General features: G+C 49.0%; 15 protein-coding genes. 2 read left to right on the top strand and 13 right to left on the bottom strand.

The features are described from left to right. Positions 1-306 precede the first annotated feature (306 nt). A complete protein-coding gene (locus tag ACNA6I_RS10000) occupies positions 307-951 on the top strand; it encodes a hypothetical protein (protein WP_416313237.1) in 645 nt (214 codons plus the stop codon). A gap of 98 nt (positions 952-1,049) precedes the next feature. On the opposite strand, the gene ACNA6I_RS09995 is transcribed toward ACNA6I_RS10000, so the two are convergent. The 12 genes from ACNA6I_RS09995 to sigW form a co-directional block, all read right to left on the bottom strand. Continuing rightward, the gene (locus ACNA6I_RS09995) at positions 1,050-1,667 is read right to left on the bottom strand and encodes an HAD family hydrolase (protein WP_416313236.1); all 618 of its coding nucleotides are present in this window, start codon (positions 1,665-1,667) and stop codon (positions 1,050-1,052) included. Positions 1,668-1,680: 13 nt separating this feature from the next. Beyond that, entirely contained in the window at positions 1,681-2,151 is a 471-nt protein-coding gene (locus ACNA6I_RS09990) for a site-2 protease family protein (protein WP_318548615.1), read from the bottom strand. A 113-nt stretch (positions 2,152-2,264) separates the two neighbouring features. Further along, positions 2,265-2,684 (bottom strand): VOC family protein, encoded by a 420-nt coding sequence (locus ACNA6I_RS09985; RefSeq protein ID WP_048015187.1) that lies wholly within the window; start codon positions 2,682-2,684, stop codon positions 2,265-2,267. 97 nt (positions 2,685-2,781) lie between these two features. Further along, complete coding sequence (locus tag ACNA6I_RS09980; protein WP_048014242.1) at positions 2,782-3,315, bottom strand: GNAT family N-acetyltransferase; 534 nt, start codon at positions 3,313-3,315, stop codon at positions 2,782-2,784. 23 nt (positions 3,316-3,338) lie between these two features. Continuing rightward, on the bottom strand, positions 3,339-4,070 hold the full coding sequence (locus ACNA6I_RS09975; RefSeq protein WP_063191121.1) for a class I SAM-dependent methyltransferase: 732 nt from the start codon (positions 4,068-4,070) through the stop codon (positions 3,339-3,341). 14 nt (positions 4,071-4,084) lie between these two features. After that, the gene (locus tag ACNA6I_RS09970; protein WP_048007325.1) at positions 4,085-4,513 is read right to left on the bottom strand and encodes a cytidine deaminase; all 429 of its coding nucleotides are present in this window, start codon (positions 4,511-4,513) and stop codon (positions 4,085-4,087) included. 203 nt (positions 4,514-4,716) lie between these two features. After that, positions 4,717-6,519, bottom strand: coding sequence for a glutamine--fructose-6-phosphate transaminase (isomerizing) (glmS, locus tag ACNA6I_RS09965; RefSeq protein WP_048007326.1), 1,803 nt, complete (start codon positions 6,517-6,519; stop codon positions 4,717-4,719). Between the two features lie 476 nt (positions 6,520-6,995). Further along, complete coding sequence (glmM, locus tag ACNA6I_RS09960; protein WP_048007327.1) at positions 6,996-8,345, bottom strand: phosphoglucosamine mutase; 1,350 nt, start codon at positions 8,343-8,345, stop codon at positions 6,996-6,998. Positions 8,346-8,362: 17 nt separating this feature from the next. Further along, on the bottom strand, positions 8,363-9,622 hold the full coding sequence (locus ACNA6I_RS09955) for a YbbR-like domain-containing protein (RefSeq protein WP_416313235.1): 1,260 nt from the start codon (positions 9,620-9,622) through the stop codon (positions 8,363-8,365). Continuing rightward, positions 9,623-10,450 (bottom strand): diadenylate cyclase CdaA, encoded by an 828-nt coding sequence (cdaA, locus tag ACNA6I_RS09950; RefSeq protein WP_048007329.1) that lies wholly within the window; start codon positions 10,448-10,450, stop codon positions 9,623-9,625. Positions 10,451-10,660: 210 nt separating this feature from the next. Further along, on the bottom strand, positions 10,661-11,293 hold the full coding sequence (locus ACNA6I_RS09945; RefSeq protein ID WP_048007330.1) for an anti-sigma factor family protein: 633 nt from the start codon (positions 11,291-11,293) through the stop codon (positions 10,661-10,663). Between the two features lie 17 nt (positions 11,294-11,310). Continuing rightward, positions 11,311-11,874 carry an RNA polymerase sigma factor SigW gene (gene sigW / locus ACNA6I_RS09940; protein ID WP_048007331.1) on the bottom strand — a complete coding sequence of 188 codons (564 nt, stop codon included), beginning with the start codon at positions 11,872-11,874 and terminating at the stop codon, positions 11,311-11,313. 360 nt (positions 11,875-12,234) lie between these two features. Here sigW and ACNA6I_RS09935 point away from each other — a divergent pair, with 360 nt between their 5' ends. Then, complete coding sequence (locus tag ACNA6I_RS09935; RefSeq protein ID WP_082139417.1) at positions 12,235-12,396, top strand: aspartyl-phosphate phosphatase Spo0E family protein; 162 nt, start codon at positions 12,235-12,237, stop codon at positions 12,394-12,396. 62 nt (positions 12,397-12,458) lie between these two features. Here the strand turns inward: ACNA6I_RS09935 and rocF are convergent, their stop codons facing one another. After that, positions 12,459-13,361 (bottom strand): arginase, encoded by a 903-nt coding sequence (gene rocF / locus ACNA6I_RS09930; protein ID WP_159639908.1) that lies wholly within the window; start codon positions 13,359-13,361, stop codon positions 12,459-12,461. Between the last annotated feature and the right edge of the window lie 196 nt (positions 13,362-13,557).

Below are 13,557 nucleotides of genomic sequence, written 5' to 3'. Positions count from 1 at the left end.
CACACACAACGAATGAATCAAAAAGTGGGTGTCCAATAATTTGGGTCCAGTGCACACGCCTGCGGGGTCTCACATCAGCTACACTTCTCGCAGGAGTCTTCGTCTTGCACTCCGATCAACCGCTGGAACCGATGAGATTTGAATGTTCATTAAACCAATTTAAAACCCGAATCATTTGCTTTATCGTAGGCAAATGACTCGGGTTTTACTATGACTAAAACATGTTTGTCTCAGCCCCTTTTCATGTCTTCATCCTTGCGTTAAAATGGAAATAAATACATATTTCGTTATCGAAGGAGGGGTTCCATGATTAAAAATAAGGCATCGGTTCTAACAGCCATGGCTATCTTCCTCATCTGCATGGTGCTGTACTTCCCATTCCCTGAACACAAACTGAGTGAAGCCAGAACAGTATTTATGTCCTTCCCGATCACCGACAGCGACGGATTCGTCATTCTCGGCATCATCGGCAGCTTCCTTTATATCAGCGCCATCGTCTTTCTCGTACGTGGATTGAAGAAATACCGGATCCGCCTTGTCCTCCTGACCATGTTCGCCTATGCAGCGGCTCCCACCATGGCCATCTGGCTCTATCAACATACATTGGCCAGCGGCATCTACGCCCTTTCCTATGACGACAGGAGCGAGTGTACATTTGAATTAGATGGGGACGGACATATTTATGCTACGTGCGATATAGAATTGAAGAATCATAGCCGGAATGACGTCTCATTCAACCTCGAGCTCCTCGACTCCACATACGACAAGCAATTCCCACCCGAGGAATTCCTCAAAGGCAGCTATCCCGTGACCGTGGAGGGGAAAGGCAGCCACACCGTCCTGATCGAGGATGAAATCGATCGCCCCGATCTTAAAGGTGAATTCAACGGAGCATCCTCCGGCTTCCTTCGGATCAAGGCGACGGACGGGGACTCGGAACGGAGATTTTAAAGAGGCATGGTTCGATTTGAATTCTACGTCTATTCAAAAGAAAGTAGCCGAGGATACGGATCCTTGGCTACTTTCTTCTCTCTTGTAAAAAGCATGAACTAATACAGCTTCACCAAATCCCCGAACGCCTCCAGCACTTCATCATACTTCTCTACATGACCGAAACCATATTTGGCATAAACAAACGGGATTCCCGCAGACTCCGCTGCTTTCCGGTCACCATCCGTATCCCCGACGTAGACCGGGGCTTTCAGGTTGTTCCTTTCTATGATCAGCTTGATGTTTTCTCCCTTACTGAGCCCCGTGCGTCCGGGATTCTCGAAGTCTTCGAAGAAACGCTCAAGCTTGTGATAGTCATAAAACGTTTCGATATAGCCGTCTTGGCAGTTGCTGACGATGAAGAGCTTATAGGAACGGGACAGGGTCTCAAGCACCTTCTCCACATCCGGATAAAGCCTTCCTCCCCGTTTACCGAGAAGCTCTTCTTCCCGCTCCAGACATGCCTGTAACATCCTCGACCGCACCTCTTCATCAACGTCCGGGAATAACTTCTCCTCGATTTCTTTCACCTGAAGACCCATGACCCCTTCAAAATCCGCACGCGTCATCGTCTGTGCCGCTTCATCATGCTCCTCGATCGTCCGATTCCACGCTTCCAGAACCGTATCGATTGGATCCCAGATCGTTCCGTCCAGGTCGAATATGATACTATCCATCTATGAACCTCCTTTATGCTGATAGAGAGTCTTTCTTCCAAATGGTCACCAGCCATTTTCCGTCACTATGGAATCCCGTAGAATACGTCACCGGGAGCAAAGCCGACAGGATGAGCATACCCGTCGCGCCGAAATAATACCCATCCAGGAAGTGGTTATGATCGGTATATACCTTAACGAGGATGAGCATGGTGATGGTCACTGCATTGAACAGGACACCGCCGATGGCAATGAAGGACAGCTTCAGACGGCTTTTTGATATCTCCGGAGTCCCTTCATACCGGCACATCCCAAAGATGAAAAATTGCTTATTCACCTGTACATGTCCCACCCGAAAGAGGGATTCACCTGTTCCAACCTCGATTTTCGTCACCCGACCTCCGAATATCTTCACAAAGAAAGCGTGACCGTACTCATGGATCAGGACATTGAGGGGTTGAAAAAGGAAGAGGGCGACGGCATAGGCGATGAGGTTTTCAAGCATTGTTCTCCCTCCTTTTTATGGTTTATATTTCCATAATAACAAAAAGGCAAGGTACAAAACATGTTGAATGATAAAAAAAGACCTTCTATTCGAAAGTCTTTTAGATCACTTTTTCACCCAATGCCTTCCGTATTCATCAACACCACTCGCCATCCCTCGGGATCCTCTATCGTGATGCCCTTCTCCTTCCAGTATGGATTCTCCGGTTCCACCGGATCGTATCCCATTTCTGCAAGTCTGGATACAATCTCCTCCATTCGATCACCATCCGGGATATAGAACACAAGGAGATTATCTTTTGTCGGTGCCTCACAGGGCCCTTCGTCTTCGCGGGTCGTGAACTCCAGATGATACGCATGCCCCGGGAGACCGAGCATGATCCCGTCATACCCGTTGTGCGCCTCGAATCCGCCGATCTTCTTCAGCCCGATGCCTTCCATATAAAAACGTATGACCTCGGCGAACTTCCTGGTTGGACGCGCGATGCGGAACTGGACGACTGGAAGCTCTTCATTCCATTTTTCTTTTTTCATGGGTGCCACATCCTCTCTGACCTCATTGTAGCCTGCGGGAACGGGCACCGCATTGGGGATTGGTCGCATCTTTTTTACGACCTTTGGCCGTGTTCACTCACATCTCGGGATCAAGATCTGCCATCAGCATGCCGTACACGAAACTGTCCGTCCACTCGCCCTTATTCCAGTAGTCCTGTATGAAATGAGCTTCCTTCCTCATCCCAATCCGCTCGCACAGCCTGGCCGACGCTTGATTCCGGCTGTCAAGGGTCGCCTGGATCCTATGAATATCGTATTCTATGAAAAGTCGCTTTACGAGCCCCCTGAGTGCTTCCGTTGCGCAGCCTTTCCCTGCCGTTTCCCTTGCAAAGCTGTATCCGATCTCCACCGTGTCCTTCATGCCGGTGTACCATACCGACAGATCACCGATGACCTTGTCCCCTTCGACCACGGCGAGGCTCAGGCCCGATTCACTGGAGAGCGCTTGATTCTGGAGCTTCTTCCGGAACCGCTCCACCCTATCCTCCGTGGTCCACGGGCCGTGGAGAAGATAGCGACATGTTTCTTCATCTTGATAGATCGTGAATACATCGTGGATGTCATCCTCTGTGAACGGTCTGACGGTGAGTCGGTCGGTTGTGAAATGCATATGGTTCTCCTCGCTTTCCTGCTCTATATGGTGCCTTCAAACACGTGAAATGGATTCCCTTTGCCGTACCCATCCAACACTTCATGGGCAATCACGTTCACAAACCCGCTTTTATGAAGCAATTCCTTACACTCTTCTACTCCGTACATCCGCATCGGGAAATCCATCAGCTCTTCTTTGATTACCTCTCCCTCATGTATAAGGTGATACTTCAGCTTACTATTCAGAACCCTGCTGTCCTTGTCATAGGTCATCCGCTTGTATTCTATAATGGTATTCTTTCCATCTTGAAGTCTATTGGTCTCCTTCCACTCCGGGCAGTCATCAGCCCCCTGCTGAATGATAGCCGTGATCAGAAGTCTACCACCCTGCCTTAGGGACTCTTTTAAATTCCTCAGGCACAGGGGGACGATTTCTTCCGGAAGAAGGGAGAACGACCCAAATGGGATCATGATCAAATCATAAGTATCTTGCCGGTTGAAGTGCCTCATATCTTGATGAAATACACGGGGTTCCATACCCCGTTCATTCCCCTTCACCACGCATACCTTCAGCATTTCATCCGAGATATCAAAGCCCTCAATATCGATCCCTCTCTGCATGAAAGGAATGAGCATCCGCCCGTTTCCGCACATAGGCTCCAGCACCTTCATCCCTTCGGTCACATGGGATAGATAAAAGGCAAGCTCCTCCCCTTCAGCAATGGACTTCCCGCTTTCGTATACCTTCGTGCAAAGCTCCCCGTAGTAGTCCATTTTCTACACTCCCTTTACGTAGATGACCTTGTATATTTCAATGGGATCAGCTCCCCGATCCTGGTTTTCACCAGCTTACCGTCCACCTCCAGGATGACCAAGCATTCGGGTGAATAATCAGCGATCAATTCCCTGCACATGCCGCATGGACTCACGACACGGATCGTGCGATCAACTTCGTCGGAATAGGGGTGCCGGACAGCCACGATGGTATGGAAACCCTTGTGGCCAGAAGAGACAGCACTCCCCACGGCTATCGCCTCGGCACACACGGTCACACGTCCAATGTAGGCTTCGATATGTACAGCAGAGACGATATCACCCGAATTCGTACGCAGGGCTGCTGCGACGTGGTGTTTATCATCTTCATAGAGCATGGTGATCTTGTCTTTGGCGGATTCGATCAGTTCAAAGTCCTCAGGTGTTAAATCTAGGGTATTCATCTCTTGTCTCCTTTCTGTAAGTACCTTTATTTATAGGAATACTCAGTTAATGAAGAAGTTGCCTGTTGGTGACAAGCGCATTCTTTATCCCGTTACCATCTATAGTATGAGAATTGGAAATGGAAAGCCAGCAAAAAAAGTCCCCCGCATTTACCCATGCGGGGGACTTTAACATATTCCGTTTTTACAACTCCATGGTTCTCTTACTCAACCGTAACAGATTTAGCCAGGTTACGCGGCTTATCGACGTCACAGTCGCGGTGCAGGGCAGCGTAGTAAGAGATGAGCTGCAGTGGGATGACAGAGATAAGAGGTGTTAATAATGGGTTCACCTCTGGGATGACGAAGCGGTCTTCTTCGTCTTCCAGGCCTTTCATGGAAATGATACAAGGATTGGCTCCGCGGGCTACGACTTCTTTGACGTTTCCACGGATTCCAAGGTTTACTTCTTCTTGTGTCGCCAAGGCGATGATCGGTGTGCCTTCTTCGATGAGGGCGATGGTTCCGTGCTTCAGCTCGCCTCCTGCGAATCCTTCGGCTTGGATGTAGGAGATCTCTTTCAGTTTAAGAGCACCTTCAAGTCCAACGAAGTAGTCCATGGAGCGGCCGATGAAGAAGCAGTTGCGCGTAGTCGCCAGGTATTCCTTGGCAATCGCTTCGAACTCTTCTTTCGTATCGCAGAGGGCTTCCATGGCAGTAGCAACGATTCCAAGGTCGTGGACAAGGTCGAAGCCTTGTTGAACGCCGATGGCTTTTCCTGCTGTATGTCCAAGGATGGCAAGGACTGCAAGCTGAGCTGTGTACGCTTTGGTAGATGCAACGGCGATCTCAGGACCCGCGTGAAGAAGAAGGGTGTGATCCGCTTCACGTGAAAGCGTAGAGCCTGCTACGTTCGTGATGGTGAGGGATTGGTGACCCAATTCCTTCACCTTGACGAGTACGGCACGGCTGTCTGCTGTTTCACCACTTTGTGAGATGAAGATGAAGAGCGGCTTCTCCGATAGAAGCGGCATGTTGTAGCTGAATTCGCTGGCAACATGTACTTCGACAGGGATATTGGCGCTTTTCTCGATGAACTGCTTCCCGACAAGACCTGCATGGTAGCTTGTTCCGCATGCTACGATGTAGATGCGGTCTGCTTCCTTCATGGCCCCGACGATCGGCTGATCAATGTGAAGCTCTCCGTTTTCATCCTGGTATGCTTGGATGATCTTGCGCATCACAAGTGGCTGCTCATCGATTTCTTTGAGCATATAGTGAGGGTATGTTCCCTTTTCGATATCGCTTGAATCGATCTCAGCTGTGTACGGGGCACGCTCCATCACTTCACCGATCAGGTTCTGGATTTCGACCTTTTCTTTGGATACGATGACCATTTCTTTGTCCATCAGTTCAACGAATTGATCTGTTACCTGGATCATGGCCATGGCATCACTTGCCACGACGTTGAAGCCTTCTCCAAGACCTACGAGCAGCGGGCTCTTGTTCTTGGCAACGAAGATGGTTTCTTCGTTCTCGGCATCCAATAGGGCGATGGCATAAGAACCTTTAAGGAGCATGAGTGTTTGACGGAATGCTTCCGTTACATCGTTTCCTTCGCTTACGAGTTTGTCGATAAGCTGTACGATGACCTCTGTATCGGTTTCACTGACGAAGTTCACTTCTGTAAGGTATTCACGTTTCAGCTGTGAATAGTTCTCGATGACACCGTTATGAACGATGGTGAAGCGTCCAGACGTGCTTTGGTGAGGATGGGCATTATCGTGGCTTGGCACACCATGTGTCGCCCAGCGCGTATGTCCGATCCCTGTATGGCTTTCTACGCTGCTGTCTACGACTGCGCGAAGATCCGCGATACGTCCCTTTTCTTTGAACACGTGGATGCCTTCTTCATTTTGAACCGCGATACCGGCAGAATCATATCCGCGGTACTCAAGCTTCTCAAGACCTTTTAACAAGATTTCCTTTGTATCTGCATTTCCGATATATCCAACAATTCCGCACATGTGAATAGTTCCTCCTTGAAAGTACAAGGGGGCAAATCTCGTTTGGGGACAATTTGCCCCCTTATCTCTATTTGTCAGTTGTATTAGGGTCACTTGAACCTTCCCTTTGTCCACCGGGTTGCCCCGATGTTTTGAAGAAGGATCATACGGTTCTGTGACTAGAACCGGGAGGCACCCGCCGATCGATCGATAGAACCTCCACCTCGTCAACTAAGCAGCCGCTTAGTCCTGGCGCTTTTTATAAATAATACGACCTCTTTCCACCTTTCCATTCTTGAGTCAAGTGTTTCCAGTATGTTGAAAAATTAAAAACAAAATCATCATACACCAGTTGCTTATCATCCGTCAATCAAATTATGGATGGACCGACCATTTGTTAGCGGTTTGTCACTGCTTCGCAACATGGTGACCACATGACCATCACTATAAAATATGCATGAGGGGTCGTGAGTGACCCCTCATGCATGGAAAATCAACTATTCAGCCAGGCCCATTTCCGCCTGTACCACGGCGACGATTTCATCGACGTATCGGGCACAAAGCTCTTCTGTCGGAGCTTCTGCCATAACACGGACAAGGGGCTCGGTTCCGGATGGACGGACAAGGATCCGGCCGTTGCCGTTCATCTCGCCTTCCACCTTGCTGATGACTTCACTCACCTTGGCATTATCCGTTACGTGATGTTTATCGGTCACACGGACGTTCACAAGCTTTTGAGGAAACTTCTTCATTTCACCCGCAAGCTCAGATAGGGATTTCCCCGTGATCTTCATGATGTTCACAAGCTGGATTCCTGTAAGGAGTCCGTCACCTGTCGTGTTGTAATCCAGGAAGATGATGTGACCGGACTGTTCCCCGCCGAGGTTATAGTTGTTCTTCTTCATTTCCTCGACTACATAGCGATCTCCCACGGCCGTCTGGATGCTTTGGATGCCGTGCTCCTCGAGTCCTTTGTGGAATCCGAGGTTGCTCATGACGGTGGAGACGACCGTCGATTGCTTCAAACGACCTTCTGATTTAAGGAATTTCCCGCAGATGTACATGATCTGGTCTCCGTCGACGATTTCCCCATTTTCATCGATAGCGATGATCCGGTCTCCGTCTCCGTCAAAGGCAAGACCAAGGTCCGCTCCCTTTTCCTTCACCATTTCCGCGAGTGTTTCTGGGTGCGTGGAACCTACTCCCTCGTTGATGTTCAACCCGTTCGGGGATGCTCCCATCGTGGAAATGTCGGCATCGAGATCGGCGAACAGATGCGTCGCAAGGGAAGAAGTGGCACCATGTGCACAATCGAGTGCGATATGTAGTCCGTCGAAGTCTTCATCCACTGTTTGTTTAAGGTATTGCAGATACTTTTGTCCACCCTCGAAGTAGTCGCTCACCTGACCGAGATCTCCGCCTACCGGACGAGGAAGGGTATCTTCAGTAGCATCAAGGAGCACTTCGATTTCATTCTCCTGGTCATCGGACAGCTTGAATCCGTCCGGTCCGAAGAATTTGATTCCGTTGTCTGCCACAGGATTGTGGGAAGCTGAGATCATGACCCCTGCCTGTGCCCCCAGTGCCTTAGTGAGGTAAGAGACTCCCGGTGTGGAAATGACTCCAAGACGCATGACTTCCGCTCCGATCGACAGCAATCCTGCAACGAGGGCGCCTTCGAGCATATGTCCTGAGATCCGCGTATCCCTTCCAATCAATATTTTGGGACGTGTGGCATCCTTCGTCAGTACGTAACCCCCGAATCTACCCAGCTTAAAAGCCAGTTCAGGTGTCAGTTCCGAGTTGGCTACTCCCCTTACTCCGTCTGTTCCAAAATACTTACCCATCATTATTCTCTCCTTTTTCAGCCATCGGCTGATGTGTTCTTATCTTTGATTTCTACGGTTACGGTCTTTTGTGACAGGGTCCAGTCCACGTTATCCGGTCCCTGTGCAGTAATCTCCACCTCATGTTCACCCGGCTCGAGCCCCGAGAGGTCGAGGGCAAGGGAGAAGTCATCCTTCGTCACCTTGCTCACCTCATCCTGGGGACCGCTGAGTGAGACATCCACAGCCTCAGCCTCGGGAGACGTCACGGTGTACTCATAGTCTTCCGGGAGGCCCTCCGGTGTGATCGGCACACCCGTCAGTTCCTTATTCTCATCTGTTGACACCTGTGAGACATCGATGGTGATCTCGACTTCCTCCGGTGTCACCTTATTGAGATCGGACTGCGGGCCGATCTTCACTTTCTTTGTCGTATCTTTCTTGATGTCCGAAAGGTCCACTTCGGCAAACAGCTCCTTCACTGTATCGAGGAGGCTCTGATTTCCGAATATGGTGGCTTCTTTTGGTTTGACGCTGATGGAATTGAGCGTCACGCCTTCAGGCAGCTCACCCTTCTCCTTCACCGAAATGGGGACGGTTTTGCTCGGGTTGGTGACCGAGACCGTCACGTCGACCGTTTCCGGTTCCACTTCGACATCCAGTTTATTATAGTTACGGTCGAGCACTTGTACCTGTGCTTCTCTCGTGACATTCTGGTTGATTTCATTATCGACATCGATGGTCGCCTTCACATAGGTGATGCGCTCCACTTCGTCTTTCGCACCTGTCACCTTCACGGTTTTAGGCTCCACTGCCAGTCCCTGGGCATCATAGCCGTCGGCAAGCAGTCCTTCATTGAACTCGGGCTCGACCCCGAATTCCTTCGTGACCTTCTCCTGAACTGACACATTCACATAGCCTGGATTGACCTTCGCCTTCATCTTATCCGATAGGTTGTCTATTTTGACTTCCACCTGATGGTTCCCGATGCCGACGTCATTCAGGTCGACGTACACTTGGAAGTCCTTCACCTGCTTGGCTGCCTGCACAAGGGCTTTCGGTCCTTCCAGCCTGACGTTCACCGTCTCGGGCATACCCGTGACGACAAGGTTATCACTGTCATAAAACACTTCAAGGGGCACATCCTGAACGGTTTCCACATCTTCCTGAGAGCTTCCGCTACTCGGACGATTCGCTTCTTTTTGAAGATCGCCGAAGTTGACGGACATATAGAGGATGAGTGCAAGCAGTAAACCGACGATGCGCATGAACCAACGGCTTTCCATAAACTTATCCATCTATTTCTTCCCCCTCCAGTTCCATTTCACCGAGGAAGCATTCGAACGTTCGCCAACGAGCTCATTCGTCAGGATCTCCTTGAAACGATCCAAAGTCAGGTCGCGATAAAGCTCACCATTCTTCGTAATGGAGATGGCACCTGTTTCCTCAGATACAACGATGGTAATGCTGTCTGTCACTTCGCTGACACCAAGCGCTGCCCGGTGCCGAGTACCGAGCTCCTTTGAAATGAACGGGCTCTCTGAAAGTGGCAGATAGCATGCCGCTGCCGCAATCTGATTCTTCTGAACGATGACGGCACCATCATGCAAAGGTGTATTCGGGATGAAAATGTTGATGAGGAGCTCTGATGAGATCTTTGAGTCGAGCGGGATCCCCGTCTCGATGTAATCACTCATCCCTGTTTCCCTCTCCAGGGTCAATAGGGCCCCGATGCGGCGCTTCGCCATATAGCTGACCGCTTTGGTCATGGATTCAATGATGCGTTCCTGCTCTTCATCCTCCTGCATGCCGGATCTCGAGAACAGACGGCCCCGGCCGAGCTGTTCGAGGGCCCGTCTCAATTCGGGCTGGAAGATGATGATGATGGCAAGGAATCCCCAGGTCAGTGCCTGCTGCATCATCCATCCGAGGGTATCAAGGCCAAAAATGCTACTGAGACCCCTTACAATGATGATAACGAAAATTCCTTTTAACAATTGTACTGCTTTCGTGCCTTTTATCAGCATGATGAGTTTGTAGATTACAAACCACACCACGAGAATATCTACAATATCGGAGACATAATCCAGTGCGGAGTAATCCGTAAAAATATCGAGAAACGGCATATTACATCCTCCAATAGCTTAATCGAAAGCGTAAGCCGCCATGTGGCTTCTTCATTTTCGTAACTTTTTTAGTATATCACATTTTGTCCTTGTCCATTAAAAGACACCCATGGCCTCTCTTGCTTTGAACTTACGTTTTACAGAAAAAAACTGACACCACGTGAATGCCAGCCCTTAGAGGGAACGTCATCCACGTCCCTCTAGTCTATCTTAATTTTCAACCATTTGCGAATTTCCTAAATCCACGGTTCCTTTGACACCTTCTTTGATCTTATACCATAGCCATCCGAAGGCTTCATCGATCTCGTTGATATCACCGGTCACACTTCCGGCAGAAGCGAGATACTTATCACCGTTGATGACGGTCACATCCCCCGTGACCTTTCCTTCTATCTTCACATCCCCATTGCGTACGGTCAGATCCCCCTTGACCACTTCCCCTTTAGGGACGAGGACCGTGTGATCCTGTACGACGAGATTGTCATGCTTGGTGAATGAGAAATCATCATTACCATTCCAGGAGGTGAAAAGTCCTCCCGTCATGAACGTCAGGAACAGCGCAGCCGCTGTGAGAAGCGGATGGCTTTTCAACCATCGCTGGAACCCTACTTTTTTCTTCTCCTTCGGAAGCCTTGCCATCACACTGTCAGTGAACCCGCTTGGTGCACTGATGTGCGAGGTGCTTTGTACAAAGGCGATCGCTTTTTTAAGCTCATGAAAATGATGCTGACAATCATCGCATTCCTGCAGATGTTTCTTCAGTTCCGATGCTTGGGTGCTTCCTATATCTCCATCTAGATAATCATGCATATAGTCAATGACTTCTTCAGGACATGCTTTCATGAATGCTCCCCCCTCTCTTACAAAGATCGTAATTGCTTCCGTAGGGCTTCCCGCCCTCTATGCACTCTCGTCTTCACTGTACCGAGCGGCATATCCAATATCTCACTGATTTCTTGAAGGGGCAGCTCCTCAATATACTTTAATACGATGACAGAACGATATTTCTGAGGTAATTTCGAAATTTCTTTCTGGATCGTCTCCTGGAGCTCCATATTCTCCACTTCTTCTTCAGGGAGTTGGATATCAGCTGCGATTTGAGAATACATGGTCAATCCGTCGGTCCCGGCTACTTCCGCATCCAGGAAGTAATCGGGTTTTTTCTTGCGTATCCGGTCTATGCAAAGGTTCGTCGCGATCCGGAACAGCCAGGTGCTGAACTTCCTGTTCTGATGGAACGTCTCGATATTCACATAGGCCCGTATGAACGCCTCCTGTGCAATATCTTCCGCCTCATGCCGATTCCCGAGCATCCTGTAGCACAGTTGGAATACCTTGTCTTTGTATAACTCCACAATTTCCCCAAATGCGTTCTGATCGCCTTTGAGAACCTGTTTGATTCTTCTATTGATGATTTCGTCCATTCCTCAACCTCCGCTCCATGCGGGTATCGTTATATACGTTACACCCTATTGAAAGGTTTCATAAATTTTTTATATTTTTTTATGCCTTTATTCTTCCACCATGTTCAGGACCTTTTATCGATGAATCCATCCCGACTATATGGGATACAGCCCATATGGCTCAATGCACCACTATAGTGGACGTATTTCAGCGGAAAAAGTTACCCGATTTATAGGTAAAAACGATGTGAAACCAAGCCTGCAACCTATGTAAAACGGTCTCTCTTCATTATCCTAACAAATTTTTGCCTATAAATGTTTACAATTATTTCAAAAGGGGTATAAAGGGACTAATTATTTATATTTAGGGGGATTTTGGAAATGAGAGTACGCGTACGTGATCTACTGTTCGAGATAGAAGACTGCCGTCGCCAGATGGTCGAGATGGCCCTGAAGTCATCCTTCGCAGATGAGCAGGTCGTTGATATGAGTGTAAGGCTCGATGACTTACTAAACCAATATCAAGGGTGTAAACACCATTGAACATACAAAAAAGCTGATCCCCTGCGATAGGATGATCAGCCTTTTCTTTTATTTGTCGTTTTTTAAAGAAGTTTTTCTCCAAACAGGGACCCCATGAGCGCCACTGCCACTGTTGCCGTCTTATTCTTTTCATCGAGGATCGGATTAACTTCCACGAACTCTGCAGACGTAATCAGTCCGGATTCCTCCAGCATCTCCATGGCAAGATGACTTTCACGATAGCTGATCCCGCCGAGGACCGGTGTGCCCACTCCCGGTGCATCACTCGGATCCAACCCATCAAGATCAAGGGACAGATGGACCCCGTCCGTTTTCTCCTTCAAATAATCAATCGCATCTTCCATCACGTTTGCCATGCCGAGACGATCGATTTCATGCATGGTGTAGACCTTGATACCCCTTTCCTTTATAAGCTCCCTCTCGCCTTCGTCCAATGATCGGGCTCCGATCAGCACAACATTCTCAGGCTTAATCTTTACGCGGTCATGCCCGATATCCAGAAGATCCTCATGACCGAGTCCCAAGCTCACTGCAAGCGGCATTCCATGGATATTGCCTGAAGGGGATGTATCCGCCGTGTTCAGATCTCCATGGGCATCATACCAGATCACGCCCAGGTTTTCGTAGTGAGGCGATACACCGGCAAGCGTGCCGATGGCGATACTATGGTCCCCTCCGAAAATCAAAGGGAAATCCCCGCCTTCAATGACATCGTCCACTTTTGCTGCCAACGTCTTGCTTGCCTCAACCACCGCCTTAAGATTGCGAAGATTCGTATCCCTGTCCTTATGTACCCGCTCCGCCTGGCCGATCTTGATATCTCCAAGGTCCTTAATTGCATAGCCTAGATCCTCTAGCCTTTCAATCACACCTGCATATCGAATAGCGCTCGGTCCCATATCGACTCCACGCCTCATTTGACCCAAGTCCATCGGTACCCCAATAATCGAAATATTCTTCTTCATCCCAACCATCCTCTCATCTCATCGTTGTATCTCCCTCTATTGTATCCGCTTTCACATCAATGACTCAACTGCACATATTCATGTATATATATGCGGACAGTCCCTAAGCTTCCTTCCTAGGTTCTTCCCTCACCCTCTCATTTTCGCCCATCATAACAAAAAACTCCCACGAAAGAATTCGTGGGAGTTTTCATGA

It is taken from the genome of Rossellomorea sp. FS2, assembly GCF_047915635.1.
Lineage (GTDB): Bacteria > Bacillota > Bacilli > Bacillales > Bacillaceae_B > Rossellomorea > Rossellomorea marisflavi_A.
Note: the sequence above shows the minus strand (reverse complement) of the source record. Positions and strands in the feature narration are given on the sequence as shown.

What these genes read in the sequence shown, in the direction of transcription:
- sigW (WP_048007331.1), bottom strand. Translation starts at nt 11,874, where the DNA reads ATGGACGAAATCATCAATAGAAGAATCAAACAGGTTCTCAAAGGCGAT.
- rocF (WP_159639908.1), bottom strand. Translation starts at nt 13,361, where the DNA reads ATGAAGAAGAATATTTCGATTATTGGGGTACCGATGGACTTGGGTCAA.
- ACNA6I_RS09945 (WP_048007330.1), bottom strand. Translation starts at nt 11,293, where the DNA reads ATGAAAGCATGTCCTGAAGAAGTCATTGACTATATGCATGATTATCTA.
- ACNA6I_RS09980 (WP_048014242.1), bottom strand. Translation starts at nt 3,315, where the DNA reads ATGCATTTCACAACCGACCGACTCACCGTCAGACCGTTCACAGAGGAT.
- ACNA6I_RS09975 (WP_063191121.1), bottom strand. Translation starts at nt 4,070, where the DNA reads ATGGACTACTACGGGGAGCTTTGCACGAAGGTATACGAAAGCGGGAAG.
- ACNA6I_RS09985 (WP_048015187.1), bottom strand. Translation starts at nt 2,684, where the DNA reads ATGAAAAAAGAAAAATGGAATGAAGAGCTTCCAGTCGTCCAGTTCCGC.
- ACNA6I_RS09990 (WP_318548615.1), bottom strand. Translation starts at nt 2,151, where the DNA reads ATGCTTGAAAACCTCATCGCCTATGCCGTCGCCCTCTTCCTTTTTCAA.
- glmS (WP_048007326.1), bottom strand. Translation starts at nt 6,519, where the DNA reads ATGTGCGGAATTGTTGGATATATCGGAAATGCAGATACAAAGGAAATC.
- ACNA6I_RS09935 (WP_082139417.1), top strand. Translation starts at nt 12,235, where the DNA reads ATGAGAGTACGCGTACGTGATCTACTGTTCGAGATAGAAGACTGCCGT.
- ACNA6I_RS10000 (WP_416313237.1), top strand. Translation starts at nt 307, where the DNA reads ATGATTAAAAATAAGGCATCGGTTCTAACAGCCATGGCTATCTTCCTC.
- cdaA (WP_048007329.1), bottom strand. Translation starts at nt 10,450, where the DNA reads ATGCCGTTTCTCGATATTTTTACGGATTACTCCGCACTGGATTATGTC.
- glmM (WP_048007327.1), bottom strand. Translation starts at nt 8,345, where the DNA reads ATGGGTAAGTATTTTGGAACAGACGGAGTAAGGGGAGTAGCCAACTCG.
- ACNA6I_RS09955 (WP_416313235.1), bottom strand. Translation starts at nt 9,622, where the DNA reads ATGGATAAGTTTATGGAAAGCCGTTGGTTCATGCGCATCGTCGGTTTA.
- ACNA6I_RS09995 (WP_416313236.1), bottom strand. Translation starts at nt 1,667, where the DNA reads ATGGATAGTATCATATTCGACCTGGACGGAACGATCTGGGATCCAATC.
- ACNA6I_RS09970 (WP_048007325.1), bottom strand. Translation starts at nt 4,513, where the DNA reads ATGAATACCCTAGATTTAACACCTGAGGACTTTGAACTGATCGAATCC.